The organism is Desulforudis sp. DRI-14 (assembly GCF_052618305.1).
Genome location: NZ_JBQXEZ010000019.1, coordinates 13,447 through 38,879 on the forward strand (window position 1 = coordinate 13,447; position 25,433 = coordinate 38,879).

Annotated in this window: 25 protein-coding genes; 15 read left to right on the forward strand and 10 right to left on the reverse strand. The window is 59.8% G+C overall.

The window, feature by feature from the left end; all coding sequences use genetic code 11:
• Positions 1–86 precede the first annotated feature (86 nt).
• The gene (locus ACUM6F_RS10075) at positions 87–992 is read left to right on the forward strand and encodes a hypothetical protein (protein ID WP_445349144.1); all 906 of its coding nucleotides are present in this window, start codon (positions 87–89) and stop codon (positions 990–992) included.
• An 11-nt stretch (positions 993–1,003) separates the two neighbouring features.
• Here ACUM6F_RS10075 and ACUM6F_RS10080 read toward each other — a convergent pair whose 3' ends face one another.
• The 3 genes from ACUM6F_RS10080 to ACUM6F_RS10090 form a co-directional block, all read right to left on the reverse strand.
• A complete protein-coding gene (locus ACUM6F_RS10080) occupies positions 1,004–2,062 on the reverse strand; it encodes a phosphodiester glycosidase family protein (protein WP_445349145.1) in 1,059 nt (352 codons plus the stop codon).
• Positions 2,049–2,441, reverse strand: coding sequence for a hypothetical protein (locus tag ACUM6F_RS10085; protein WP_425620895.1), 393 nt, complete (start codon positions 2,439–2,441; stop codon positions 2,049–2,051). The genes ACUM6F_RS10080 and ACUM6F_RS10085 overlap by 14 nt, the downstream gene beginning before the upstream one ends.
• A 343-nt stretch (positions 2,442–2,784) precedes the next feature.
• A complete protein-coding gene (locus tag ACUM6F_RS10090; protein ID WP_445349159.1) occupies positions 2,785–3,600 on the reverse strand; it encodes a ferritin-like domain-containing protein in 816 nt (271 codons plus the stop codon).
• A gap of 247 nt (positions 3,601–3,847) precedes the next feature.
• On the opposite strand from ACUM6F_RS10090, the gene ACUM6F_RS10095 reads away from it, so the two are divergent.
• Positions 3,848–4,282 (forward strand): DUF2383 domain-containing protein, encoded by a 435-nt coding sequence (locus ACUM6F_RS10095; RefSeq protein ID WP_425620896.1) that lies wholly within the window; start codon positions 3,848–3,850, stop codon positions 4,280–4,282.
• A 5-nt stretch (positions 4,283–4,287) separates the two neighbouring features.
• Here the strand turns inward: ACUM6F_RS10095 and ACUM6F_RS10100 are convergent, their stop codons facing one another.
• Positions 4,288–4,920 carry a hypothetical protein gene (locus tag ACUM6F_RS10100; protein ID WP_445349146.1) on the reverse strand — a complete coding sequence of 211 codons (633 nt, stop codon included), beginning with the start codon at positions 4,918–4,920 and terminating at the stop codon, positions 4,288–4,290.
• Positions 4,921–5,079: 159 nt separating this feature from the next.
• Here ACUM6F_RS10100 and ACUM6F_RS10105 point away from each other — a divergent pair, with 159 nt between their 5' ends.
• The 8 genes from ACUM6F_RS10105 (at position 5,080) to ACUM6F_RS10140 (ending at position 12,547) form a co-directional block, all read left to right on the forward strand.
• Positions 5,080–5,715 (forward strand): DVU0298 family protein, encoded by a 636-nt coding sequence (locus tag ACUM6F_RS10105; protein WP_445349147.1) that lies wholly within the window; start codon positions 5,080–5,082, stop codon positions 5,713–5,715.
• Positions 5,716–5,925: 210 nt separating this feature from the next.
• Positions 5,926–6,078, forward strand: coding sequence for a hypothetical protein (locus tag ACUM6F_RS10110; protein ID WP_426405524.1), 153 nt, complete (start codon positions 5,926–5,928; stop codon positions 6,076–6,078).
• 188 nt (positions 6,079–6,266) lie between these two features.
• Entirely contained in the window at positions 6,267–6,458 is a 192-nt protein-coding gene (locus tag ACUM6F_RS10115; RefSeq protein WP_425620899.1) for a hypothetical protein, read from the forward strand.
• Positions 6,459–6,750: 292 nt separating this feature from the next.
• Positions 6,751–8,316 carry an ABC transporter substrate-binding protein gene (locus ACUM6F_RS10120; RefSeq protein ID WP_425620900.1) on the forward strand — a complete coding sequence of 522 codons (1,566 nt, stop codon included), beginning with the start codon at positions 6,751–6,753 and terminating at the stop codon, positions 8,314–8,316.
• Positions 8,317–8,518: 202 nt separating this feature from the next.
• Positions 8,519–9,523, forward strand: a complete 1,005-nt coding sequence (locus tag ACUM6F_RS10125) for an ABC transporter permease (RefSeq protein ID WP_425620901.1) — start codon at positions 8,519–8,521, stop codon at positions 9,521–9,523.
• A gap of 45 nt (positions 9,524–9,568) precedes the next feature.
• Positions 9,569–10,456, forward strand: a complete 888-nt coding sequence (gene nikC, locus ACUM6F_RS10130; RefSeq protein WP_445349148.1) for a nickel transporter permease — start codon at positions 9,569–9,571, stop codon at positions 10,454–10,456.
• Positions 10,457–10,587: 131 nt separating this feature from the next.
• Positions 10,588–11,586 (forward strand): ABC transporter ATP-binding protein, encoded by a 999-nt coding sequence (locus tag ACUM6F_RS10135; protein WP_445349149.1) that lies wholly within the window; start codon positions 10,588–10,590, stop codon positions 11,584–11,586.
• Complete coding sequence (locus tag ACUM6F_RS10140; RefSeq protein WP_445349150.1) at positions 11,576–12,547, forward strand: ABC transporter ATP-binding protein; 972 nt, start codon at positions 11,576–11,578, stop codon at positions 12,545–12,547. Before ACUM6F_RS10135 ends, ACUM6F_RS10140 begins: the two co-directional genes overlap by 11 nt.
• Positions 12,548–12,591: 44 nt before the next feature.
• Here ACUM6F_RS10140 and ACUM6F_RS10145 read toward each other — a convergent pair whose 3' ends face one another.
• Positions 12,592–12,942 (reverse strand): hypothetical protein, encoded by a 351-nt coding sequence (locus ACUM6F_RS10145; RefSeq protein ID WP_445349151.1) that lies wholly within the window; start codon positions 12,940–12,942, stop codon positions 12,592–12,594.
• A gap of 343 nt (positions 12,943–13,285) precedes the next feature.
• Here ACUM6F_RS10145 and ACUM6F_RS10150 point away from each other — a divergent pair, with 343 nt between their 5' ends.
• Positions 13,286–14,983, forward strand: a complete 1,698-nt coding sequence (locus tag ACUM6F_RS10150) for an FAD-dependent oxidoreductase (RefSeq protein ID WP_425620906.1) — start codon at positions 13,286–13,288, stop codon at positions 14,981–14,983.
• Between the two features lie 150 nt (positions 14,984–15,133).
• On the opposite strand, the gene ACUM6F_RS10155 is transcribed toward ACUM6F_RS10150, so the two are convergent.
• On the reverse strand, positions 15,134–15,643 hold the full coding sequence (locus ACUM6F_RS10155) for a DUF3231 family protein (protein ID WP_445349152.1): 510 nt from the start codon (positions 15,641–15,643) through the stop codon (positions 15,134–15,136).
• A 143-nt stretch (positions 15,644–15,786) separates the two neighbouring features.
• On the opposite strand from ACUM6F_RS10155, the gene ACUM6F_RS10160 reads away from it, so the two are divergent.
• A complete protein-coding gene (locus tag ACUM6F_RS10160) occupies positions 15,787–16,680 on the forward strand; it encodes a radical SAM protein (protein WP_445349160.1) in 894 nt (297 codons plus the stop codon).
• Positions 16,681–16,987: 307 nt separating this feature from the next.
• Complete coding sequence (locus ACUM6F_RS10165; RefSeq protein ID WP_445349153.1) at positions 16,988–18,544, forward strand: methyl-accepting chemotaxis protein; 1,557 nt, start codon at positions 16,988–16,990, stop codon at positions 18,542–18,544.
• A 98-nt stretch (positions 18,545–18,642) separates the two neighbouring features.
• Here ACUM6F_RS10165 and ACUM6F_RS10170 read toward each other — a convergent pair whose 3' ends face one another.
• The 4 genes from ACUM6F_RS10170 to ACUM6F_RS10185 form a co-directional block, all read right to left on the reverse strand.
• Complete coding sequence (locus ACUM6F_RS10170) at positions 18,643–19,239, reverse strand: cytochrome b/b6 domain-containing protein (protein ID WP_445349154.1); 597 nt, start codon at positions 19,237–19,239, stop codon at positions 18,643–18,645.
• Between the two features lie 35 nt (positions 19,240–19,274).
• Positions 19,275–20,684, reverse strand: coding sequence for a nickel-dependent hydrogenase large subunit (locus ACUM6F_RS10175; protein WP_445349155.1), 1,410 nt, complete (start codon positions 20,682–20,684; stop codon positions 19,275–19,277).
• 78 nt (positions 20,685–20,762) lie between these two features.
• Complete coding sequence (locus ACUM6F_RS10180; protein WP_445349156.1) at positions 20,763–21,854, reverse strand: hydrogenase small subunit; 1,092 nt, start codon at positions 21,852–21,854, stop codon at positions 20,763–20,765.
• A gap of 145 nt (positions 21,855–21,999) precedes the next feature.
• The gene (locus ACUM6F_RS10185) at positions 22,000–22,290 is read right to left on the reverse strand and encodes a DUF3243 domain-containing protein (RefSeq protein WP_425620913.1); all 291 of its coding nucleotides are present in this window, start codon (positions 22,288–22,290) and stop codon (positions 22,000–22,002) included.
• A 153-nt stretch (positions 22,291–22,443) separates the two neighbouring features.
• On the opposite strand from ACUM6F_RS10185, the gene ACUM6F_RS10190 reads away from it, so the two are divergent.
• Together ACUM6F_RS10190 and ACUM6F_RS10195 are read left to right on the forward strand one after the other, a co-directional pair.
• Entirely contained in the window at positions 22,444–23,613 is a 1,170-nt protein-coding gene (locus ACUM6F_RS10190; protein ID WP_445349157.1) for a GerAB/ArcD/ProY family transporter, read from the forward strand.
• Positions 23,600–25,327, forward strand: coding sequence for a spore germination protein (locus tag ACUM6F_RS10195; protein ID WP_445349158.1), 1,728 nt, complete (start codon positions 23,600–23,602; stop codon positions 25,325–25,327). The genes ACUM6F_RS10190 and ACUM6F_RS10195 overlap by 14 nt, the downstream gene beginning before the upstream one ends.
• Positions 25,328–25,433: the final 106 nt, after the last annotated feature.

Here is a 25,433-nt window from a genome sequence, read left to right on the forward strand (position 1 = left end):
AGACGCGCCCCCGGAAAGGCCGCCCGCCCCTCCGAATAGCATGGTTGAAAAGCTTTCGAGACCATATTCAGGAGGGGATGATGGTTTTGCAAAGGATCGTTTTCAGGGTGGCGCTGGCCGTCGTGGCCGTCTGCTTGCTGGCCGTCCCGGCGCTGGCGACGGGCGGTGACCCGGCGGTGGCCGATTTGGACATTGAGCCGGAAACCGTTTGGGTCGGCGAGAACGTCAGCAAGGCGGTATACTTCGAGGCTACTTTCTTGAACGTGGACACCGCGCAGAAAGTGTACCTGATCTTTAAGAAAGCCAGGTCGACCGATCTCCTGCAGGCCGAACTGGCGTACGACAAGGGAGTCTGGGCCGGCCGGGCGCTGGTGACCAGGGCCCAGGCCGGAACGTGGGACCTGGAAGACTGCTTCTACGTCGTGGACGAAAACGGCACCGATAGGATCGTGACCGTCGCGTACGGCAAGGATGAAGCCGACGTCGAAACCCGGTTCGCCGTCCGGGAGAGGACGGTAACGCCCCTGGTGCCGGGCGACGGGGATAAGTACAAGGACATCATCGCGAAGAGGCTCCTGGCTCCCAGGCACCTGCGCGCCGCCGTCGATTACGGCGACAACGGTGAGGCCGAGACGGTCGAGTTGAACTGGCGGTGCCGGGGCGACTATGACAAGTGCGAGTTCGCCGTCTACGCCGGCTACAGCGCCGGCAAGATGGTCAAGGTGGCCGCCGTCAAGGGCAAGCTGAACTGCGTCGTCGACGTCGAGGACGTCGTCAAGGCGCTTGGAGAGACCAAGAAACCCAAGGGTAAAAAGTTGATCCTCTTCCGGGTTAAAAACGAGGCCGGTAAGTCCAACGTGGCCGTCGTCCGCCTGACCGAAAAGCACCGCGGCAAGGGGATCAAGATCGGTGACCGCGACAAGCTGCGGCTGCGGGATGGTACCTCCGAAACTCCCATCCCGCCCGGTTGGGCGAAAAACATAAAGGATTAGGAAATAGGTATTCAGGGCATCACGACAAAGTGGGTGGGTACGGGCCGCTGTTTGCCGTCGGACGGGCGGTTGAGGAGTTTTCCTTTAAAGACGAAGGCGCTCGAGCCGCCGCCGTCCAGGTTGTAGGCGTCCTTAACGCCGAAGTCGATCAGCTTGCTCTGCAGCTCTTCCAGGGTCACGCCGCTGCTCCAGTCGGCCTGCCTGCCGTCGACCACGATGAAGATCAGGTCGCCGTTGGCGTATTCGCCGATCAGGGTGCGGGGCTGTTTCTGGTTCTGCCACTTTTTGGGGATCGGGAGCGGCTTTCCTTTCTGGATGAGGATGGGCACGAAGCTCACGCCTTGATAGGCCTTGCTGCGCATGAGGTCTTTTTCGGAAAAATAGATACCGCCCACGAGGTCTCCGGTTCTGGTCAGGCCGGCGAAGTAGAGGTCTGAGTGCGAAGGCGCGAAGTCGTTGACCAGCTCTCCGTCGATCATCGTATTGCCCATGGGCAGGATGGCCGGGCGTCCGTCCAGGGTGCCCTTGGCGAAGCCCCCGCCGTTAACGCCGAAAATCGCGCCGGTGCGGGCGACCGCCTCGGCGGTCGTTTCGCTGCCGCCGTACCGGCCCTCACCCAGGACCACCCTGACGGCGCGCGGGTCGTACTGCTTGATTTTGGCGATGTAACCCCTGTAGCCGATCCCCTTGAGCGGGAAGATTTTAATCTCGACGCGGGACGAGCGGTGCACCGCCGTCGCCGGCCCCAGCCAGTCCAGGATGCGCTGCTCGTAGATGTCGTCGGAAAGCTTTTTCTGCTGGCTGCTCTTGCCGGCCAGTGCGGCCAGGATTTTCTTCTGCTCCTCGTAGGCGCGTTGCTGTTCCTCCGCCGAGGCGTGGAAAAGCCCCGCCCTCTCTTCGAGCCGGGCCGCTTTTTCTTCCGCCGCGGCGAGGCGCGCCTCCAGGCCGGCCGTCGGAATAAGCACGGCCTGCGCCCGGGTCTCAAAAGGGGCGGGGATGCAGGTCAGGGCCAGGACCATGCCGATGAGCGGGGCGGTGAGAAAAAGGAGAAAAAGGTTAACGGCGCGCATTGGGCGCCTCCTTGAGGATGTTCAGGCTTTTTTCGAGGTTCTTGAGCTGCGCGTCCAGGGCCTCGATCTTTTCGTTCAGCGCCTGCCGCGTGGTATCGGAACTGGAGAGCGTCTTGCCGGTATCCTGCAGAGCGGCTTCAACGGCGTCCATCTCAGCGGCCAGGGCGCTCAGCCTTTCTTCGAGGGCCTGGATCTGCAGGGCGTTGGTCTCCTGGATGTTGCGCATCGACCGGTCGACGTATTGCTTTGTATAGTAGAACCCGCCGTAGGCGAGCCCGCCCCAGAGGGCTAGGACGAGAAGCCAGGCGACGACGTTGGGCCAAAGGGGGCGGCGTCTCCTTTTCCTCGGCGCCGTTTGTTCCGCTGTCGGGTATTCCAATGTGTTCCCACTCCTTTCACATTTCGACAATATTATACCAGTAATCCAGCAGGTCCCCCAAATGTGGCATTAAGCGTTCGACATTAAGTGTTAAGATCGAGTGCCCTACTGTATTGTAAGAATCCTGGCGGGCCTTAACATACAGGCGCTGAGCGATGACCTCGCATCGAGAATCCGAAAATCCGAGGGCCTGACCTCTAAGAAAGGCCCGGCCGGTTGCCCGGCCGGGCCTTCTGTATACGTCTGTCCCTTATGTCCGATATTCTGCACGCCGAATCCAACCGGCGTTTTCTAATATTTGTACATCAGGATCTAACGGCCAAAAGCGAACAGCTGACAGCCGCTAGCGCCAACGCAGGCCGAAAGAAAAAGGGTGCCGGCGCGCCGTCTTGCCGGCGCCGTCGGGGCAATATTTTTCGTAGGCCTGCCTGAACAAATTGAGATGGTGTTCCTCATCGACGATGATCCGTTCGAGCAGGGCCTTGATGTGCGGATCGCCAATCATTTGCTGGTGTTTGCGGTATTGCTTGATGGCGTCTTCTTCAGCCTTGATGTCGGCCAGGAGACGGTCGCAAACGCCCTTGCCGTAGAAGGGAAGGGAAGCGTTCCAGTATACGGGCCGGAATCGGATGTGCCAGAAACGGGGGTCGCCTCCGAGGAGGAGGATCGTTTCGGCCAGCAGTTCCATGTGACGCATCTCCATAATGGAGATGCATTCTTCGAGTTCGGCCACGTCGGGGTAATCCTCTTCGAGGGTGAAATGGTGGTAGATATACTGGTGAACGGCGGTCAGTTCGCTTGTGGGACCTGCATAGTCCTCGAGCAATAATTTGGCGTAATGCAGGTTCCGTCCGGCTACCTGCGGTTCGGGATAGGGGATGTCGAGTTCGCAGAACCTCCTCGGTCCATGTTTCGGTTTTTCTGGGGATTCCCCGCCCTTTTTCTCCTTGAGGGTTTGCACCGCTCCGTCATCCTGCCCTGCGCCGGCCCCGTCTTGCACGCCTTCGTAGCCGTCCGGGCCCTCCCCGGTTACGTCCTGGACCTTCCCGGGTTCGCCCGGGGTATGGCTGACACCGTCTTGTCCTCCTTCGGGTTTATCCTGGATGTCTTCGGTTTTATCCTCTTGATCCGCGATATTCCCGGTGATGTTGCGCATCATTACCGTCAAGCCAAGCCCTCCCAATCCAAGAAATACTTTATGCCAGTTTATGCTCTTTATGACAATAAGTGACATTATTAGAAAGCGGTACGGCATGAAACCTTCGATACCCCTGGATGCGTCCGGCCATAATAAATCAAGGCACAAGATAATATGATCCTGGAATCTGTGTCTACGAATTCCTTCGAGTCAGACGACTGACGACCGAGGACCGACGACCGAATAGGCACAAGGAGGGTGAACAGGCTTGCGAAACGGGGATCTCAACGTTTTAAACCAGTTGCTCGAGGGTTGTTACATGGCGATCAGCGCTTACACCGACGCCCTCAACCGCGTCGATGACGCCTACGTCCGCGGCCGGCTCAGGGAGCTGAAGAACAGCCGGTTCGAGATGGCGGAAGAACTAGCCTCCTTTATCCGGGACGCCGGCGGGGAAGCCCGCCGGAACCCCGGACTGAAGGGGATGATGGCCGGGCTCGTGCAGACTGTCCGGCTGTCGGGCCGGGGCGGGTGCAAAAAGGTCTTGCGTTCGCTGCACCGCGGCACCGCGATGGGGATCAGGAGCTACGAGCAGGCCCGGCGCAAGGTGGACGGGAGGTCGCGGGAACTGGTCGAGCGGCACATCGCCAGGATCCGGAATGACCTGGAGGCGCTGGAGGAGGCCTACCGGAGGCTTCATTAGCCTCTTTATATCTGGACCTCGATTCTTAACTCGCGGTTCTCTCCGTTAAGCTCACTTAAGGTCCGCAGGACGCGGTCGTATTCCGGCAAAAAGACATGCGCCGCGCCGGCCAGCTTTTCCCGGATCACCCGCAGGCGGGGGTCGCGGGGGCCAAGCCGCAACGGCTTGTCGCCCAGGACCGCCGCCAGGTGCACCGCCAGCAGGGGGACGATCCTGCTCCGGCGGCGTTCCCGGTAAACGTTCATCTGCTGTTCCTGGAACACTTGCCATTCCGCGTAGCGGGAGATGCGCAGGATCACCTCGCGGGCGAACGGCTGGCAGATGTAGTGGCGGCAGAGGGCCGGCCGCAGGTCCAGCGGCAGGAAGCACCCCGTTGCGGTGCATGCCGGGCAGGGCGACCGGTCCTGTCTTTCCATGACCGCCCGCCTGGGGTCGAGAATATAGCCCTGCGAGCGCTCCACGAGTTCTTCCAAAAGGTCCATGTGTTCGAGAAACAGCGGAATGAGTTCCCAGGCCGAAAAGGGCGGGTCGGCCCGACCGCAGCACTTGGCCGGGTGCGCAAGGCGGCAGTTCCGCAGGCAAAAGTCGCTTCTTATGCAGGTCGTCTTCCCCAGGTGCAAGAAGACCCCGACGGTCACGTCAACGCTCCTCCTATGATATGAAAGGATGCCGAAACAGAACCCGTTCCTGGCAAGATTATAGGACAAGTGCCCCACGCCGATCAAAGACCGGTCCGCCCCATAAAGGGATGGCGGGGATGCGCGTTGAATTATCGGCTTGCGGGGGAGGTGGGAGGATTGGCGTCCAGAGCGGAGATGATCGACCTGATTGATAACAGCGGCATCGATGCCGTTGTTAACCTGGCGCGCGCGCAACCCGCCATGGTACGCTACCTCATCTCCCTGTTGTACGAGCGCGAGGGCGACCGGCGGTGGCGCGCCGTCGCGGCCCTGGGCAGGATAGCGGCCGAAAGGGCGGCCGGGGACCCGGAGGCCGTGCGGGAAATCATCCGCCGCCTTTTCTGGATGCTGAATCACGAGTCGGGGAATATGGCCTGGAGCGTTCCCGAGGCGGTCGGCGACATCATCGCCCGCTGCCCGGACCTTTACGGCGACTTTGCTGCCAACCTTGTTTACAACCATCTGGATGACGAACCCCTGCGCAGAGGGGTGCTCTGGGCCATAGGGCGGATCGGGGAACAGCATCCGGAACTGGTTGCTTACGCCATTCCCGAGGTCGAGCCCCTGCTGGAGGACCCCGACCCGGAAATACGCGGTTACGCGGCCTGGGCTCTGGGCAAGCTTAAGGTCGCCGGCCCCTCGCTGGCCGGACTCCTGCCCGACGCGAGCAAGGTCGAGATATGGGAAGACGGGGAGTTGCGAAGCTTTACGATCAGCCAGTTGGCTGAGCGGGCGCTGGCCATTCGGTCCTAGGTGTCAAATAGCAGGACATCGTGGACAGTTTTAGACCGTAACATCGTGGACATGTCCTGCCTTAAGATCCTTGCTCTATCGGGGAAAACCCCGAACGAATCGCTGCAAGCTTCCGGCTGTAGTGTTCGACTCCTACACGAAACCTCTGTACCGAAGGAGCCACCAACCTCAGGAATGGTCAAGCTGATCCGCTTCATCAGGAGTGATGCGATGCTCGACATCTTCACTGAGCGCTTTCGCCTTGATAGAAGTGTCGTGTACGAGTACGTAACTGCAACTATCTATGTCAAAGAACAGGTGCTCATCGTTGACTGCCAGGGCCACGAGGTCGCGGTTATCGACTACAAGTTACCCTGGATGTAAACGATGTGCTGCTCCTAATTAGGAGCACTCTTTTTGTCCACGATGTGCTGCTACAAATTTGTAGCACTCTTTTGTCCACGATGTGCTGCTACTTATCACCTAGGCCATAAGCCGTAGGCCGTTGGACCCGAAGAAATTTGCAAGGTTGGATATTGAGAGATCAGTTGTTTAAGAGAGGAGATGTTCGCGTGTTTGAGGTGGGGCAGGTTTACGTCCTGGTCCTGGAGGACGGGGACGGGTACCAGAAGGAACTGCGCGGGTGCAGGATGATTGATTTCGCCGGCGGGCTCATCAAAGTCGAGCACGGCGATAAAATCCTGATCGTAAACACGGCCAGCAACCGTTTTCTGTATGCGTGGCGGCCTAAATCAGAGAACTGATCCGTTATGCCTGTTGTTCCTCTGTGGGTAAGCCTTGGCCCGGGAGCAGGGCGAAGAAATATGTAAGATTATGCATAATCCTGGAAGATTATTTTGGGTTTTTGCAAGGTTTTGCATTATTATGCATGTGTCAAAAATGTGGCGGTTTGAACAGGATTGTTAAATTAAACGTAGAAAGTACCTATTTGGCTAGAAAACGGCTGAAATTAAGAGATGAAGGAGGGATGGCCAGCCTCTAACGCGGAGAACCGCTGAAAGGATCTATTTAAACGAAAGGAAGTGTGCTCTGTAAATGTTTCGTGTTCCCAAGATTCTGGCAGTAGTGCTTGCCATCGCCCTGCTGGGTTCGGCTTTAGCCGGCTGCGGCGGCGGCAAGGCGACCGAACAGGCCAAGGAAAAGACCTTCGTCTTCGCCCAGGGCTCCGACCCGCGCGGTCTTGACCCGGCCTACGTCGACGACGGCGAATCGGCCAAAGTCATCGTTAACGTTTTTGAAAACCTGGTGCAGTACAAGGAAGGCAGCACCGAGGTCGAACCCGGCCTGGCCACCGAGTGGTCCTGCTCTCCGGACGGCAAGGAGTGGACCTTCAAGCTCCGCCAGGGCGTGAAGTTCCACGACGGTACCCCGTTCAACGCCGAGGCCGTGAAGTTCAGCATCGAGCGCCAGCTGCCTCCGAACCGCACCGACGACATGCCTTACGCCTCCTTCACCTTCGGACCCGTACAGAAGGTTGAGGTCGTCGATGAGTACACCGTGAAGTTCATCCTCAACGCGCCGTATGCCCCGTTCCTGGCTAACCTGGCGATGTCCCTCGCCGCGCCCATCGTCAGCCCCGCGGCGGTGCAGAAGTACGGGGCCGACTTCATCAAGAACCCGGTCGGCACCGGCCCGTTCAAGTTCGTGAAGTGGGAACCCGGCCAGCAGATCGTCCTGGAAAGAAACGAAGAGTACTGGGGCGACAAGCCTGCGATCGACAAGCTCGTCTTCAAGTTCACCAAGGAGAACTCCGTGCGCGCCAGCGAGCTCATGACCGGCGCCATCGACGCCATGGACGGCGTGGACCCGAACGACGTCAAGAAGCTCGAAGAAGCCGGCATAACGGTTATCAAGGACCCGGGTATGAACATTAACTACTTCGGCTTCTTGACCCATAAGAAGCCGTTTGACAACGTCAAGCTGCGCCAGGCCGTCAGCATGGCCATTAACCGCGAAAACCTGAGCCAGTATCTCTACCAAGGCTACGCGACGACGGCCAACGGCCCGCTGCCGTCCTTCATGCCCGGCTACGACCCCAACCTTAAGCCCCTGCCCTACGACCCGGAAAAGGCCAAGCAGCTCCTGGCCGAGGCTGGTTACCCCGACGGGCTGAAGATCACCATTATGGCCTACACCAACCCGCGGCCGTACAACCCGGTCGCCGACAAGCTGGCCGCCGCCATCCAGGCCGACCTGCTTAAGATCGGCATCCAGAGCGAAATCAAGACCTGGCCGTGGAAAGAGTACAAGGACGCTTTGTTTAAGGCCGAGGAAGGTGACTGCTTCCTGTACGGCTGGATCGGCGACAACGGTGACCCGGACAACTTCCTCTCGCTTTTCGACAGCAATGAAATCGAGTCCAGCCTAAACTCCGCCAAGTACAAGAACCCCAAGGTCGACGAACTGCTGAAGCAGGGCCGCGAAGAAATGGATCCCGCCAAGCGCGCCCAGATCTACAGCGAACTGCAGAAGATCGTCCTCGAGGAAGCCCCCTGGGTCTACCTGACGCACGCCACCTCGATGGCCGCCTACAGGCCGGACGTCAAGGGCTTCAAGCTCCATCCGACGGGCACCATCTTCTTCAAGGGCGTCGACAAGTAACCGACAAGTCAAGGGTACCAAGCAAGTATGGCTCCGTAACGGAGCCATACTTGCGCCACTTATTAGCTGTAAGCATTAAGCTATAAGCATTAGGATGCGGGCGATGGGGAAACCGTTTCTCAATTCCTAGTGCTTGATGCTTAGCGCTTAATGTCTGCGCTGGTGTTTCGGATCCAGGCTAATTTAGTGTGGAGTGACAGCGATGTTAAAGTACATCCTTAAGCGACTCCTGATGCTATTTCCGGTGCTCCTGGGGGTCAGCCTTTTTGTTTTCCTAGTGCTGCACCTGTTCACCACCGACCCCGCGGCCCTGATGCTCGGCCAGCACGCCACGACCCAGCAGATTGAAGCCCTGCGTGAGGAACTGGGGCTTAACGACCCGATCTACGTGCAGTTCGGGCGGTTTATCTGGGACATCGTCCACGGGGATTTCGGCAGGTCATTGATGACCAGGACGCCCGTGACCGAGGAACTCCTCAAGCGTTTTCCGGCCACCGTGGAACTGGCGCTCGCGGCCATCTTTCTCGCCGCCCTGGTGGGCGTCACCGTGGGCGTTATCTCGGCTGTCAAGCAATACTCGTTCTTTGACTATCTAAGCATGGTGGGCGCCCTCTTGGGCGTGTCCATGCCCATTTTCTGGCTGGGCCTGATGTTGATTATCTTCTTTTCGGTAAACCTGGGCTGGCTGCCGGTGGCCGGCCGGATCGATATCGGGATGGAGCCGTCGCACATTACCGGGTTTTACGTCCTGGACAGCATCCTGACCGGGGACTGGGCCGCTTTGAAGTCGGCGCTGGCCCACCTGGTGCTGCCCGCTGTTGCGCTGGCTTCTTATTCGACCGCGATCATCGCCCGGATGACGCGCTCCACGATGCTGGAGGTCATCCGCCAGGATTACATACGCACCGCCCGGGCTAAGGGTTTGAGCGAAGGTCTGGTCGTTTACAAGCACGCCCTGCGCAACGCGCTCATCCCCATAGTGACCGTCATCGGCTTGCAACTGGGCATTCTCCTCGGCGGGGCCGTGCTTACCGAAACTGTGTTCTCCTGGCCGGGGATCGGTTTCTTCCTGGTCAGCGGCATCCTTGCGGCCGATTACCCCGTCGTCCAGGGGGCCGTCATTTTGTGGGCGACCGTGTTTGTCATAACCAACCTGGCGGTGGACATACTCTACGCTTTCCTGGATCCGCGTATTCGGTATTCATAGCTAATCAAATGCCCAATGCTCAGTGCACTATGGAGGAGATTCAGGGTGAGTCAGGCAAACGTATTGACTGTGCCGGCAGCGGAGGCGGAACGTTACAGCTTTTGGGGCGATTTCTGGCGCCGGCTGAGGAGAAACAGGATTGCGCTCGGCAGCCTTGTTTTTCTGGCCGGGCTGGCCTTCGTGGCCGTCGCCGCCCCCCTGGTGGCCCCCTATGACCCGTATTACGGGGAAATGCCCAAGGCGCTGCAATCTCCGAGCGCCGCCCACTGGCTGGGTACCGACGAGCTGGGCAGGGACATCCTGAGCCGCATTATCTTCGGGGCGCAGGTGTCCCTGAAGGTCGGTTTCCTGGCCGTCGGCATCGCCGTCACCTGCGGGATCGTCCTCGGCGCCGTGGCCGGTTACTACGGCCGTTGGATCGACAACCTGATCATGCGCTTTATGGATATCATGCTGGCTTTCCCGTCGCTGCTCCTGGCCATCGCCTTTATGGCCGTCCTGGGCAAGGGCGTGGAAAACGCCATCATCGCCATCGCCATCGTATCCATCCCCGAATACGCGCGGATCGTCAGGGGCTCGGTGCTTTCTATAAAGGAAAACGACTACGTCCAGGCCGCCCGGGCCATCGGCAACCCCGATCACGCCATCATTTTCCGCCACGTCCTGCCCAACGTGATGGGGCCCATCATCGTTCGGTCCACGCTGGGCGTTTCCACGGCCATCCTGGAGGCCGCCGCGCTCGGGTTCCTGGGGCTGGGCGTGCAGCCGCCGTACGCTGAATGGGGGACGATGCTGGGCAGCGGGAGGGCCTACATCTTCAATGCACCGCACCTCGTCTATTTCCCCGGTGTCGCCATCACCCTGACCGTAATGGCCTTCAACCTTTTCGGCGACGGGTTGCGGGACGCGCTTGATCCGCGCCTCAGGCGCTAACGCGTAGCACTGGGCATTAGGCATTGGCGCTAGGAAACAAGGAAAGCATCGGCTCAGCCGATGCAAAGCTTCTTAATCCTAATGTCTAATGCCGTTTTGGGACGCATCCTGGAAGGAGATAAGATTGACTTATGGCAGACCAGTTACTAGAGATAGAAAACTTACGAACGCATTTCTTCACGGACGAAGGGGTTGTGCCGGCCGTCGACGGGGTGTCGATGCACCTGCGCAAGGGAGAAACCCTGGCCGTTGTGGGCGAATCGGGGAGCGGCAAGAGTATAACAGCCCTTTCGGTAATGCGCCTGGTGCCCAATCCTCCGGGGCGGATTGTCGGTGGGATGATCCTGTTCGGCGGAGAGGACCTGCTGGCGAAGAGTGAAAAGGAAATGCGGGAGATCAGGGGCAACCGGATTTCGATGATTTTTCAGGAGCCGATGACTTCCTTGAACCCCGTCTTCACGGTAGGCAGCCAGATTGCCGAATCGCTGATGATCCACCAGAACATGTCCAGGAAAGAGGCATGGGACAAGGCTATTGAAATGCTGGCTCTAACCGGCATCCCCTCGCCGCAGAAACGTGTCGCGGATTACCCGCACCAGATGAGCGGCGGGATGCGCCAACGGGTCATGATTGCCATGGCCCTCTGCTGCCGTCCCCAGTTGTTGATTGCCGACGAACCGACGACGGCGCTGGACGTCACCATCCAGGCGCAAATCCTGGACCTGATGAAGGACCTGCAGCAACAGCTCGGCATGGCCATCATCCTGATCACGCACGACCTGGCCGTCGTGGCCGAAACGGCCGACCGCGCCGTGGTTATGTATGCAGGGCGCATCGTCGAGGAGGCTCCCGTCAACGACCTTTTTAACCAGCCGCTTCATCCTTATACCCAGGGCCTGCTGGAGTCGATTCCCAAGCTTGATCAGGACAGCGAGCGCCTGTACGCCATCGACGGGGTGGTGCCCAATCTGCTCCACCTGCCGCAAGGGTGCGCTTTTGCCCCCCGCTGTCCCCTGGCCTCCGCCCGCTGTCATACCCACAGGCCGCAGCTCGTCGAGGTAGAGTCCGGACGCCGGGTAAGTTGCTGGCTGAGCCAGGCCGGAGGGGAGGCGATCGCCCATGTCAGTTAGCGACGCGATTATCAAGGTCGAAGGGTTGACCAAATACTTCCCGGTCTCAAGCGGTGTCTTCGGCCGGAAAAAGGCGGTCGTCAAGGCCGTCGACAATGTCAGTTTCAGTATCTACAGGGGTGAGACGCTCGGACTGGTGGGGGAAAGCGGCTGCGGCAAGACGACCACCGGCCGGCTGCTGATGCGGCTCATCCGGCCGACGTCGGGAAGCATTATTTTTGAGGGACGCGATATCGTCAATGTTTCCCGGCGGGAGATGCGGGCTATTCGCCGGGACATCCAGATTATTTTCCAGGACCCGTATTCTTCGCTTAATCCCCGCATGTCGGTGGGGGAGATCATCGCCGAGCCCCTGCGCGTGCACGGCATCGGCAGCCGCCGGGACCGGGAACAACGGGTTTTCGAACTGCTGAACCGGGTGGGGCTTGCACCTTATCATGCCCGCCGTTACCCCCACGAATTCAGCGGCGGACAGCGCCAGAGGGTGGGGATTGCCAGGGCCCTGGCCCTGAACCCCAAGGTGATCATCTGCGACGAGCCGGTATCGGCGCTCGACGTTTCCATCCAGTCACAGATCCTCAACCTCCTGAAGGACCTGCAGGACGAGTTCGGGCTGACCTACCTCTTTATCGCGCACGGGCTCAACGTGGTCAAGCACGTCAGCGACCGGGTCGGCGTCATGTACCTGGGAAAACTGGTCGAACTGGCGACCGACAAGGAGCTTTACAGCCGCCCCTTGCACCCCTACACCCAGGCGCTGATGTCCGCCATTCCCGTCCCCAAGCCGGGACTAAACAGGGAAAGGATCAGGCTCGAGGGAGAGATCCCCAGTCCCGTCAACCCTCCCATGGGCTGCCGCTTTCACACGCGCTGCGGGCTGTGCCAGGCAATCTGCCGGGAAAACGAGCCCAAATTGAGGGAGGCCGCACCGGGACACTGGGTAGCCTGCCACCAGGCCTAAGCGCTTAGCGCATAGGCCGAGCACCCAAAACCCAACGCCTTCGTTTAATGGACCTGGCTTACCTGGACGACTTCTTCGTCACTGACGATCACGAGGCGATGCGGCCTTACGTCGTAGGTGGTTTCGCCGTCGACGTGGACGACGACCGCGCAGGGGGTATCCCTATCCATCAGTGCGTTCGGCCGTATGGATTTCCCGGAGAAGACGAAGAACTTGCTGTCGCGCGGGTATTTTTCCTTGATCCCGTCCTCGACGTCCTCCCAGTCAATGACACGGGCATCGTTTAACCGCATCTCAATCGCCAGAGCGGCGTCGGCCTTGGTGACCTTCACCGTGCTGCCGAGCCATTCCTTTTGCACCGTGTTTTCAAATTCAGTCAGGGATTGAATTTGCATGGGACGCCTCCTCATCTGTATCTCAAGCTTATTATGTAACCATTCTCTTTTTCTTAAAGCCTTGTCAACTCGCCCGGCTGAAGATGGTACAATGTTGACCATGGTGACCGGAGATGGCAGTAAGACAGCATTCGGTGATGCCGGACCTCGGAGCTTTGAGATTGTGAGAGGCGTGATTGCAGCCTTAATCACAAACTTTATGAGCTAAATGGCCGGCGCGGTAGGGAAAAGGGTAAGCGGCAGCGAAGTTTTCGTTAAGTATATGCGGCAAGGATCGGGCTAATCAAGGATCAGCCGTTGTTACAAGTCACACTATTTTGACTTTTGCTTGGAGGGGTAAAGGTTGTCGGAACGGATGAGAATAGTCGTCATCGGGGGCGTCGCGGCCGGTCCCAAGGCGGCGGCCAGGGCACGCCGGCTGATGCCCAACGCCGAAATCACCATTTTAGAAAAGAGCGACTTCATTTCCTACGCGGGGTGCGGGATGCCCTTCTACCTGGACGACCAGGTCCCGGATTTCCAGGACCTCTTCGATACCGCTTACTGGGTGCCCCGGGACACCGGGTACTTTGCCCGGGAGCGCGGGATCAGGGTTCTTACCGGAACGGAGGCACTGGCTGTCGACCGGGCCGCCAGGCAGGTCCGGGCGCGGGACGTGCGCACGGGGGAGGAAATGGTCTTCCTTTACGACAAGCTGGTGATCGCCACGGGGGCCAACCCTGTTATACCGCCGATTGAAGGCATTAACCTGAAAGGCGTCTTCAAATTGAAGGAACCCTCCGACGCCCAGGCCATCAAGGAGTACCTGCCGGAAGTGCAGGAAGCGGTGGTCGTGGGGGCCGGCTTTATCGGGATGGAGGTCGCCGGCGCCCTCGCCAACCTGAAGATTCTGACAACCGTCGTCGAGTTCCAGGACCAGGTACTGCCCGGCGTCCTGGACCCCGACATGGCGCTGCTGTTCAAGACGCGCCTGCAATCGCAGGGGATCGAGTTCCTGGTGTCCGAGAAGGTCATGCGTTTTGAGGGGGACGAAAACGGCCGCCTGACGCGGGTGGTCACCGACAAGCGCGTCCTGGACGCCGAGCTGGCCCTCGTCGCCGTCGGCGTGCGGCCCAACGTCGCCCTAGCCCGCGAGGCCGGCCTGGCCATCGGCGAAACGGGAGCCATCCTCGTCGACGACCGCTGCCGCACGAGCGACCCGGACATCTACGCCTGCGGCGACTGCGTGGAAACGTTGCACATCCTGACCGGGCGCAAGGTTTACGTGCCGCTGGCCACCACGGCCAACCGGCAGGGGCGCGTGGTGGGCGACAATCTGGCCGGCAAGGACTCCCGGTTCAAGGGCATCCTCGGGACGGCCATCCTCCAGGTGATGATCTGGAACGCCGGGCGTACCGGGCTGGGAGAGAAGCAGGCCAAGGAACTCGGCTACGACGTCGTGACCACCGTTTCCCCGCAGCACGACCGGGCGCATTACGCTCCGGGGCACAGCCTGGTGATTCTCAAGCTGATCGCCGACAGGGCCACGCGGCGCGTCCTGGGCGTGCAGGCGATCGGGCCGGGCGAGGTGGCCAAGCGCGTCGACGTCGCCGCCTCGGTGATCCATTTCGGCGGCACCGTCGACGACCTCGTCGACATCGACCTGTCGTACGCGCCTCCCTTCAACATGACGGTCGATCCGCTCCAGCACTGTGCGAATGCCACGCGCAACAAGCTGGACGGGACGGTGGAGGTCATCAGCGTCGCCGAACTAAAGGAGAAGCTGGACCGGGGGGACGACTTCGTGCTTCTCGATGTCCGGACCGACAAAGAGTTCAATTCGCGGCGCATCAACGACCCGCGGCTCAAGCACGTGGTGATGGCCGAACTGCGGGAAGCGGTGAAGGACCTGCCCCGCGACAAGCAGATCGTCTGCATGTGCGACCTGGGCATCCGCTCCTATGAGGCCTTCCGCTTCCTCCTGGGCGCGGGTTTTAAGAACCTCAAGTCGGTTGAGGGCGGCATGCGGGTATGGCCGTACGGCCCAGTCGGCATGCTCTAGCTCTTCACGGGATGTTTCATCGAAGGCTGTCACACAAGATCGTAGCTAAAAGAGCGCCGCGGGGCGCTCTTTTAGCCTGCGGGGCTGTTCTTCCCGACTTTAAAATGACAAATGCTGGCAGATCAATAACAATCGGTAAGTCTGACCCTCTCATAGGACAAAGGGCGGGACGCGCAGCCACCCCTTCAGCTTGCCGAACTTGACCATCAGATCGAACAGGTGCAGCTCATCGACGGCGAAGTTGATCAGCTGCGCACGCAGTTTATCGTTGGTGGTGAACGAGCGGATGGTCCTGGCATGGTAGTCAAGGAAGCCCTGCATGCCGAAGAACACGTCTCTGAACATGAATTCGTCTTCTATGATCGCGCTTACGTCAGGCAGCCGCATGCTCTTGGGCGGCCTTGAGGGAAGGGGCAGGTTGAAAGTGTTCATTTCTTTTTCCAGGACGTTGACCTGTTTTTCCAGGACGCCGGCCAGTCCCTGAGCCAGAAGCGCCTTCAGGTCGGGATCATGGGCGAAGTTCTGGTAGATCTGGGTTTTCTGGATGATGTCGTACCTGGAGAGCAGGAGATCCCAGAGGATAAACGCTTCTCCGGCGTCGAGCTTCGGGCGCTCCGCCGTCTCGGCCTTGCCGAGGTGAATATTGCCGATCTGCACCATGGTTGTTTCACTCCCAGTTCCTTTTGGTTTAGTTTGCGGCCGCGCGACAAAACTAATACCGGCTGGGGTCAAGTCTCAAAAATTCAAAATTCAAAATAATGGCAGACGGGTAACAATCGGTAAGTCTGACCCCCGCGGAGGTGATGGTGTTGCGGGTGGGAAGGGATGAGCTGCTGGAGAGGGCCGAAGCGGCCAGGGTTATTCTGGAAGAGTGCTGCCTGTGCGGGCACGGGTGCCGGGCGCGGCGGCTAGACGCCGAAAAGGGATTGTGCGGCGCCGGGGAACGGGCCATCGTCAGCGACTACGGGCCGCATTTCGGCGAGGAGAGCGTGCTGGTCGGGACCCGCGGCTCCGGGACGGTTTTCTTCAGCTACTGCAACCTGAGCTGTGTCTTCTGCCAGAACTGGGAGATCAGCGCACTCGGGCGGGGCCGCCCGGTCTCGCCGGCCGAACTCGCCAACATGATGCTCGACCTCCAGGATACCGGCTGTCACAACGTCAACCTCGTCTCGCCGACCCATTACGTGCCGCAAATCCTCAAAGCCCTGGCGGACGCCGTCGCCAGGGGGCTGGATGTCCCTATCGTGTATAACACCGGCGGCTACGACAGTGTCGAGACGCTGAAGCTCCTGGACGGGGTGGTGGACATCTACATGCCCGACATGAAGTTCAGCGACGATGCGACGGCCCGCCGCTACACCGGGGCGCCGGACTACGTCAGCGTGAACAGGCAGGCGGTGAAGGAGATGCACAGGCAGGTCGGCGACCTGGTCGTCGACGAGCGGGGCGTGGCCATCAGGGGGCTGATCGTCCGGCACCTGGTTCTGCCGAACGGGCTGGCCGGCACGAAGGAAGTGATGGCATTCTTGGCCCGGGAGATTTCCCCCCGGACCTACGTCAACATTATGGACCAGTATTACCCGGCCCACCACGCTCGCCGCTACCCCGAGCTGGATCGCCGCATCACCGGGGCCGAGTACCGGGAGGCGTTGGCCGTCGCCCGCGAGGTCGGCCCGGAGTTCCGCTTCGCGGAATAGGTATAGCTGATAGGAACGCCAACAAGAAGGGGACCACGGGGCAATTTACCAGTGTCCCTTTTTAATTGTTATCTTTGGACGATTGCTGAGCACGTTGTCTAATAATAGGACCTTTTCCGGGTAATTACTCGGGTAGCGGTAGTGTTAAGATTTACGCTGTTTGTTCCGAAAAGAACAAGTAAGACCTACAAGGGGGGTGTTTGGAAAACCGGTACTGGCGCCGGCTTGATGTTTGAATCTGGTATCCTGGAAGCGGTTATTCCACAAGAATCATGCTGAATCCAATCAAGCAACGGAGGGTGTTTAAATGAAGCTGTCAGTTGGTCGAAAAATCGGCGGCGGTTTTCTGATCCTGCTTCTAATGGTGGCAGTTATCATCGTAGAAGGCGTAAAGGTAATGATCACCTCGGAGGGCGAACTGAGCTACGTAAACACGCGCGTGCAGCGCATCACCCTCGACTACGAGATCAAGGAGGCCTTCCAGGGGGCGGTCCTGGGCATGCGGAGCTATTTGGTCTATCACGAAGCCAAATTCCTTGCCCAGTATATCGACGGGATTAAGAAGACGGAAGAGTTGCTGCAGGAACGGATCGAGAACTCGGCTCCCGAAACCCGGCCCCACATAGAAAAGGCCCTTAACCAGGTCAGGCAGTACGACGCCGCTGTTGCTGAGAAAATGATTCCCTTGCTTAAGGCCGGGAAATATGAGGAGGCCGCCACTGTTGGCAAGACCCTTGCACCTGTAGCAACTGAACTTAATCAAACTTTTGCCGAACGCATTGTTACGACCAGGCAGAAGACCGACGACACGCTTGCCGCAACCCAGCGCGACCTGAGGACGACACGCCAGACCATCCTTGTCGTTGGTGTTTTCGCTCTTCTGGCCGGCGCGCTTTTGACGTTTTTTATCACACGGTCCATCACGAGCCCGGTCAAGGCGATGATGGACGGTATGCGCCGTCTGGCTGACGGCGACTTCACCAGGCCCGTTATTGTTAAGGCCAGAGATGAAATCGGCGAGCTTGCCGGGGCCGTCAACCGGACGCGGGAACACCTGAGGGAACTCGTCGTCAACATCAACGCGCTGGCCCAGTCGCTGGCCGCCCAGAGCCAGGAGCTGGCCGCCGCCACCGAAGAGGTCAGCGCCACCGTGGAAGAGGTGGCTTCCACGACCAACGAGGTATCGGCTGTTTCCCTGCAGGGCACCGAGAACGCCCTGGCCGCGGCCGACGATGCCCAACGGGTACAGGATGTGGCCCGGCGCGGCAACGAAGCCGTCAGTGATACCGTACAAAAGATTAACGCCATTGCCGCCGCGTCCCAGCAGGTCAATGCAGCGGTACAGGAACTGGGGGTTATTTCCAAGCAGATCGGCGACATCATTAATGTCATCACCGGGATTGCCGACCAGACCAACCTCCTGGCGCTGAACGCGGCCATTGAGGCGGCCAGGGCGGGCGAGCAGGGACGCGGTTTTGCCGTTGTGGCCGAGGAAGTTCGCAAGCTGGCCGAGCAGTCGGCGAACGCCGCCAAGGAAATCGCCGGGTTGATCACCAGGGTGCAGAACGGGGTCAATCATGCGGTAACGGCGATGGACAAGGGTATCAACGAGGTGCGGACCGGCGTCGAGGTCGCCGGCAAGGCGGGCAAGTCGCTCCAGGAGATCATTGCCGCCGTCCGGCATACGACGTCGATGATCCGCGACGTGGCCGAGGGCTCCAAACAGGCGAACGACGGTACGCAGCAGCTTAACGCGGCGGCCGAACAGATTTCCGCCAGCATCGAGGAGGTCACCTCGGCGGCCGGTGAACTGGCCAAGATGGCCGAAAACTTATCGGCGGCGGTAGCCAGGTTCAAAGTGTAACCAAACCACGGTACAAGCAGCAGCTTTTTTAGGTATAACGCCGGGGATGACAGCCGGCGTTTTTTAGTTTTTGAATTTTTGGGATTTGACCCCAAGTGCTATTCATAGCCGGTGAACATGGACTTGAGCTTCTTGAGGCTGTCGGTAAGGGCAAAATAGATGTGCCCTGCGGCCATGGCGGAAATGGCCACGCTTGCCAGGTAGTGCAGTTTGCGCAGCGGATTCAGGCCGCCCGCCAGGGCGGCCGGCTTCTGAAATTTGTTTGAGATGTACAGGCCCAGCCCGGTCACGATCTGCACAGGGATGAGCAGGGCAAAGCTCGTGTATACTATTTTTTGCCCGGGGTTGTATTTAGGATACTTGGGTTTCTTGCTGGTAAGAAAGAGTTCGTATTTTAAGAACTCCGGCATGCGGAGCACATCCGTGAGGCTTGGAAAGATCTCCTTGTAGTTTTTTGTCATGTAACCATAGTAGACCCGGGCCACGTAGGAGCAAATGAGAATATACTGCGCGATAAAATGAGCTTTCCGTGCGGAGTTCATATTTTTAAAGCCCCGTAGGCGCGACGGCTTGGTGATATAGAACCCGCTCAGAATGCAGACAAGCACGGCAGGTGCGTAGGACCAGTGCAGGAGTCTGGCCGGCCAGGGATGTCGGGGTTTACCCTTTGTCAGTGACAGCAACGGGTTTTTCACGGAATAACCTCCGGTATGCTGATAGCTTTTCGGTTTTAACACAGGATGACTGTTTTCCCAACCGGCGCGGCCGGTACGAGGATGTGAGCCTGGCAAGCCGAGCACACATCGAAGGCACGGACTACCCTTCCTATCTCGACCGGCTCGTTCTCGTCTTCGACCGGCGTTCCGATCAGGGCTTCTTCCACCGGCCCCAACCGGCCTTCATCATCACGAGGTGAAAAATTCCACGTGGTGGGGGTGATGATCTCATAATGGGCGATCCTTCCCCTTTCGATCCGCAGCCAGTGTCCCAGCGGACCCCGCATGACGCCTGTCAGGCCGGCGCCTTCTGCCTCCCGGGGTACTTTGAAAGGGACAAAAACGGGCTCCCCCGGCCGTAATTCTTCCACCCAGCCCTCCATCAGTTGCCCGATCATTTCCGCTTCCAGGACACGGGCAACGGTCCGGTCCATGGTGGAAACACCCTTCCGGTAGTCCCCTCTAATCCAGAGCCGGGCTAGAGGTCCCCCTTCCATCGGCTTCCCCTCGTAGCGGGGCGCTTTGACCCATGAATAGGCGCCCTCCTTTTCCCGGTCAGGCTCGGTCCGCCCCCGGGACGGGTGCCGGGGTTCACCGTTTTCGGCAAACCATGAATACTTCAGATACTCACTAATCGCTGAAGTATCGAGCTTTTGCGGGTGACCGTCGACAACGGCGCCTCCCGGAAAAAACCTTTCATTGTCGTTTTCGTTGAGGGGAAAAAGGCCGAACTCCAACAGGTTGGGCGTCCGGCATCCGATCTCGTAATAGTCCGGGTAGGCCTTCGCCAGGGTGAATACGTCGGGAATCATTGTGTTTCTTATAAAATCGTTGATCTTTCTTAACTTGGAGGTAAAATCCATTAATATATCCGCCGACGGGGGCACGGTGTTCCCTCCGGCCAGCAGGCCGTGGGAGTGTGGGGCTTTACCCCCCAGCAGGGTCATCAGCTCGTGAGTCAGCCGGCTGGTTTCTACGGCCTGAAAGTAGTGCTCAATCATAGTCTCGTTCGTTTTTTTTGGTAAACGGTAGCCTTTGGTATAGCCGGGAATAAAGGGGCGTAGGTTCGGCCCCTGGACGTAATCCGGCAGGCTGTACAGGTAAAAGTTACGGATGTGGCTCTGCAGCAAGTCGGCGCCCAGGATCAGGTTGCGCAGCAGGTTGCCGTTTCGGGGAGGACGTACGCCGGCAGCGTTCTCCAGGGCGAAAGACGCCGCCGTACCGTGGGCCGAGGAACATATCCCGCAGATCCGCTGGGTCAGGTAGCCGGCGTCCCGGGGGTCCCTCCCCCGGAGGATCGACTCGAAGCCCCGGAAAAAGATCCCGCTGCACCGGGCATCCACTACTTTCTTGTTTTCTACAATAACCTCCACGAAACTGGAATTGTTAGCCCGGGTTAGCGGGCCAACCACAATTTTTTTCACGGCGTTTCGTCCTTCCCAATTCGGTTGTCGGTGGGCAAAAAGCGCAAGAGCTTGTAAGCTGATTGTCACCGCCAACCGCTAACCGCTTCGCAGCTTCTGCAGCAATCCCTGCAGTTTTTGGCGCATGCCGTTACCGGAGAAGCCTTTCTTAAGAGTGTAGGGCAGCCGGCCGGTGACAATGCTGGCAATCAAGTGCCCGCCGATGCCCAGGGCGGTAATAGCGGCGGTTACCGCCCCGATTCGGTCGGCGGTCGTTTGAATACCGGGCAGCTTTACGTCAGGAAGGTGCTCAAAGAAGGGCATGTCACCGTCGGGAAATTCCGGGCTGGTACAGCCTATACATGGGGTATTGGCCTTCACCGGCCAGCTCAGGTGCTCTCCGCTCCACTGGCGGTAAGGGCAGTCGGCGTAGGTCACCGGCCCCTTGCACCCAATCTTGTACATGCACCAGGGCTCGCCGGGTTTCCTGGCAAAGATGCTGTTGTCGAAATAGGTACGCCGCTGGCAGAGGTTGTGGATAGTTTCGCCGTAGAACATTTTCGGCCGGTTCAAATCGTCCAGTTCCGGCTCCCCGTACCAGCTCAGGTGCGCCAGCGTCCCCATCAGCCAGTCAGGAAGGATGGGGCAGCCGGGGACGTTGATCACCCGCCTGTCCAGCACAGCCTGAACAGGCTTCGATTCGGAAGGGTTAGGGGCGGCAGCGAAAGGCCCGCCAAAGGCCGCGCAGGTGCCCGCGGCTACCACATACCGGGCCTTGGCCCCCAGTTCCCGAACCGCCTGCAGGGCCGTCAACGGCTTCCCGTTTCGCATCCCGATAACGCAGTACAACCCGTTGGACCGGGTCGGGATCGTCCCTTCGACGATCAGAATATACTCGCCCGGAATCTCTGACATGGCTTCGTCCAGGACTCCGGTGGCCATGTCCCCCTCGGCCGCTCCGAGCAGATAGTTGTAGCGAAAGTCGACCAGGTCGGTAAGCAGGCTCCGGTAGCAAGGGTCGACGGAGTTCAAAAAAGAAAGCATATCGCCGGCGCAGGTATTGGTCCCCAGCCAGATCACGGGGGGTCTTTCTTTCCCGGCGAAGAACTTCGGCCGGCGAACCGGATGTTCAGCGGCATCCTGGTTACGCTGACCTTGCGGGCACGATACGGAACAGTAGAATTTGGGCATTTTATCTCTTCACTTTGCAGCCGCGTATCCCCGTGTGGCCCGGACCTTTGCCGTGAACGGTTCCGCGGTTGGCTTATCGAGCCCGGGTGGCGCGGCGGTCAACTTTATGCTGCTTAGGGTGATACCCGATTCACGGATACCCGGGTCAGCGGCCTTCCCGGTCTACGATCTCCTTATCCCGTTTGTCGTCCCGGTCCAGCAGCTTTACGAGCATCGAGGTCAGTCCTCTTCGTTCTTCTTCGGTGCCCTCCAGCCAGAGTTCCTGGAGGAGACGCTGCTCCCGATTACCCGAGTCGATGTGCCCGGCCAGGAAACCTCCCAGGCGGTAGGCTGCGTCCTTGATCCTGTCTTCGGACAGGCCTATGAACTCTCCGATATTGACCCCCGTTCTCAGCATTTTTTTCCATTGTTCCCACGTTACGTCTGTCTCCACCATTGCTCCGTGAACCTCCTGGAAGTGGTATCTGCCGATAGTATGTATGAAGCGCGGCAACCCTATGCATCGCCGTCACTTCACGCCGCCGGCTGTATCCAACTCGTATAATCGGAAACCGCTCGTCGAAGAATATGTAGGGACAGACTACCTGTTATGGCAGGGTTTTCTCGGAAGGAGACCTATTCGGTGCGGGAAGCGGGAAGAATCTCGGCCTTTCAGGCCATGAACTACGAGATCAGCATCGTCCTGGCCACGGCCATCCTTTTTGTCCCTTCGATTGCGGCCCAGCATGCCCGCCAGGACGCCTGGCTTTCGCTGTCCCTGGCCGGAGCTTTCGGCGCTCTGGTAACTTACATCGCCGCCCGCCTGGCCCTGCGCTTCCCGCAGGAGACCGTGGTGCAGTATACGCCCCGTGTTTTGGGACCGGTGGTCGGGAAACTGGTCGGGTTCATCTATGTCTACTACTACCTTTACGTGGCCTACTTCGTGCAGCGGGAGTTCTCGGAACTGGTGAATACGGCCTACCTGCCGCGGACCCCGATGATCGTGGTCATCGGCCTCCTGACGCTCCTGGCCGTCTACGTCCTCTACCAGGGCCTGGAGGTCCTGTGCCGGGTAAACACGGTCGTCCTCTGGACGGTGATCGCCGCCCTGCTGCTGGTTATCGCCCTGGGCATCAAGGAGGTCAATCTGGAAGAGTTACTCCCCGTTTTCGAGAACGGTCCCGGACCGGTGGTCCTCGGGGCGGTCGCTCCCGGTTCCTGGTTCGGGGAAACGGCGGTAATCCTGATGCTCATGCCTTTTATCTGCGCGGCGGACCGGCCCCGCATGGTAAAGTTCAACCTGCTGGCGGTCCTGATCCTTTTCCTGCTCATGGAGTTGATCGTCGTAAGTGCCATAGGGCGTTTCGGTGCGGACCAGACAGCGACCAAACTTTTCCCGACCCTTTCTCTGGCACGGCATGTGGAGGTTCCGACCCTCCCCATTTTTTCGCGCCAGGACGCCCTCTTCATGGTCTTCTGGATCGGGGGGATGCTCTTCAAACTAGCGACCTTTTTTTACGCCGGTACCCTTGGTCTGGCCCAGTGGCTCAACCTCAAGGACTACCGGCCCCTGATCCTGCCCCTGGCCGTAGTCATCACCGCTCTCGCCGTGCAGTCCTGGGCAAACATCACGGATCTGAAATCTTTTACCAGTGAAGTCTTCCCTTTCTCCATCACCTTCGTCCAGTTCGTCCTTACCGGCACGATCCTGCTCGTCAGCATTATCCGGGGAACAAGCGGCCGGCCCGCAAGAGGGGGTGCGGAGAATGACAAAGCGTAGGCGGCGGATCGTCCGCTCCTTAAGCGAGATGCTGCGGGCCGGCCGCAAGGGGGCGACGCAAGAACAGCTTTCCGCCGGCGGCAATACCGTTGCGGCCGGCGGCGGCGCACGCGCTTCGGGTGCGGGGAGCGACGGGCCGGGACAGGACGGGCGGCAGCCGGGCAGGGAGAGCGGAAATGCCGTAAACCGGGTTTACCGCCAGGACGAACTGCGGCAGGCGCCTCTTTCCGCGTCCCTGGACGAGAATCTCGCCGGACTGCGGCGCGTGTTGGGAGGCTTTCCCGGCTTCAGCATCCGGGAGTTCCTGGTGGCGGGGAAATGGCGGGCGGCCATGGTTTTCACGGAGGGCCTGATCGACCCTGCGCTGGCCGAGGGCGGTATCCTCCGCCCCCTGATGCACTCCTTGCGGCGGGAGCCGGAGGTCGGGGGCTCGCTCCTGGAGACGGTCCGCGAGGCCGGCATGGCCGCCGCCCCGCTGCGCGCACGGCGCACCCTCGGCGAGGTAGTCGAGGACGTGTTGGAGGGGCAGGCGGTGCTCCTCGTCGACGGCGAGTCGGGGGCCCTGAGCGCCGAGGTGACCGGGTTCCCGACCCGCGGCATCGCGGAGCCGGTCAGCGAGAGCGTGGTACGCGGCCCGCGCGAGGGATTCGTGGAGTCCCTGGCCAAGAACCTGACGCTTATTCAGCGCCGCCTGAAGACCCCCAATCTGGCCTGCGAGCATTTCTTCCTGGGTCTGGAGACCCACACGCAGGTAACGGTGCTGTATATTAAGGGGCGGGCCAACCCGGAGCACCTCGCCGAGCTGAAGCGCCGCCTGCAAAGGATTGACAAAAACATCGACGGGGTGCTGGAGAGCAACCACATCGAGGAACTGATCGCCGACCAGCCGCTCTCCCCGTTCCCGCAGGTCTTGAGCACCGAAAGGCCGGACCGCGTGGCGGCGGCCCTCCTGGACGGCCGCATCGCCATCCTGGTGGACAACACCCCCGTCGCCCTGGTCGTCCCATACGAGTTCCTCGCCTTGATGCAGGCGGCCGAGGACTACTACCAGAACTACTTCTTCGGGACGGCCATCCGTATCCTGCGCTATGTGGCGCTGGTCATCGCCCTGGTCGGTCCGGCGGTCTATGTTGCCGTTACCACCTTTCACCAGGAGATGATCCCGGAGGCCTTGCTCTTTTCGATCGTCGCCGCCCGCCAGGGGATACCCTTTCCGGCGGTCATCGAGATGTTACTCATCGACTATGCCTTCGAGCTCCTCCGCGAGGCCGGCATCAGGCTGCCGCGTCCGATCGGCCAAGCGGTATCCATCGTCGGGGCGCTGGTTATCGGGCAGGCCGCCATTCAGGCCGGGCTGACCTCCCCCCTGGCCGTAATCGTCGTCGCCGTTACGGGGATTGCCTCCTTTGTGCTGCCGTCCTTTTCGCTGGCTTTCAGTTTCCGCATTATCCGTTTTTTCATCACGATTCTGGGAGGCATTCTCGGTCTTTACGGGGTCGTCGCCGCCGTCTTGGCCATCCTCATCCACTTGGCCGGCCTGCGCACGCTGGGGGTGCCCTATCTTGCCGGGTTTGCCCCGCTGCACCTTTCCGACCTGAAGGAGACGGTGGTGCGTCCTCCCTGGTGGGCCATGCGCCGCCGCCCACACGAGCTCAGCAAGCGCAACCGGGAACGTCAGAAGCCTGGGTTGAAACCGGGACCGGAACGGACGTAGGACGTGGGATAGGTATTGGATGTTAGACCCTCACGCTGCAAAATGCAGCATCACAGACAATGAAAAACGGTTACAGCAGGTCTGGGTTATCCCCGCGCTCCGTGCT

Bases quoted from the DNA above. Each gene is read 5' to 3' on its own strand.
- ACUM6F_RS10180 (WP_445349156.1), bottom strand. From the start codon at position 21,854: ATGCCCAAATTCTACTGTTCCGTATCGTGCCCGCAAGGTCAGCGTAAC.
- ACUM6F_RS10155 (WP_445349152.1), bottom strand. From the start codon at position 15,643: ATGGTGCAGATCGGCAATATTCACCTCGGCAAGGCCGAGACGGCGGAG.
- ACUM6F_RS10120 (WP_425620900.1), top strand. From the start codon at position 6,751: ATGTTTCGTGTTCCCAAGATTCTGGCAGTAGTGCTTGCCATCGCCCTG.
- ACUM6F_RS10195 (WP_445349158.1), top strand. From the start codon at position 23,600: ATGACAAAGCGTAGGCGGCGGATCGTCCGCTCCTTAAGCGAGATGCTG.
- ACUM6F_RS10165 (WP_445349153.1), top strand. From the start codon at position 16,988: ATGAAGCTGTCAGTTGGTCGAAAAATCGGCGGCGGTTTTCTGATCCTG.
- ACUM6F_RS10190 (WP_445349157.1), top strand. From the start codon at position 22,444: ATGGCAGGGTTTTCTCGGAAGGAGACCTATTCGGTGCGGGAAGCGGGA.
- ACUM6F_RS10135 (WP_445349149.1), top strand. From the start codon at position 10,588: ATGGCAGACCAGTTACTAGAGATAGAAAACTTACGAACGCATTTCTTC.
- ACUM6F_RS10080 (WP_445349145.1), bottom strand. From the start codon at position 2,062: ATGCGCGCCGTTAACCTTTTTCTCCTTTTTCTCACCGCCCCGCTCATC.
- ACUM6F_RS10185 (WP_425620913.1), bottom strand. From the start codon at position 22,290: ATGGTGGAGACAGACGTAACGTGGGAACAATGGAAAAAAATGCTGAGA.
- ACUM6F_RS10140 (WP_445349150.1), top strand. From the start codon at position 11,576: ATGTCAGTTAGCGACGCGATTATCAAGGTCGAAGGGTTGACCAAATAC.
- ACUM6F_RS10145 (WP_445349151.1), bottom strand. From the start codon at position 12,942: ATGCAAATTCAATCCCTGACTGAATTTGAAAACACGGTGCAAAAGGAA.
- ACUM6F_RS10090 (WP_445349159.1), bottom strand. From the start codon at position 3,600: ATGATGCGCAACATCACCGGGAATATCGCGGATCAAGAGGATAAAACC.
- ACUM6F_RS10125 (WP_425620901.1), top strand. From the start codon at position 8,519: ATGTTAAAGTACATCCTTAAGCGACTCCTGATGCTATTTCCGGTGCTC.
- ACUM6F_RS10160 (WP_445349160.1), top strand. From the start codon at position 15,787: ATGGTGTTGCGGGTGGGAAGGGATGAGCTGCTGGAGAGGGCCGAAGCG.
- ACUM6F_RS10110 (WP_426405524.1), top strand. From the start codon at position 5,926: ATGCTCGACATCTTCACTGAGCGCTTTCGCCTTGATAGAAGTGTCGTG.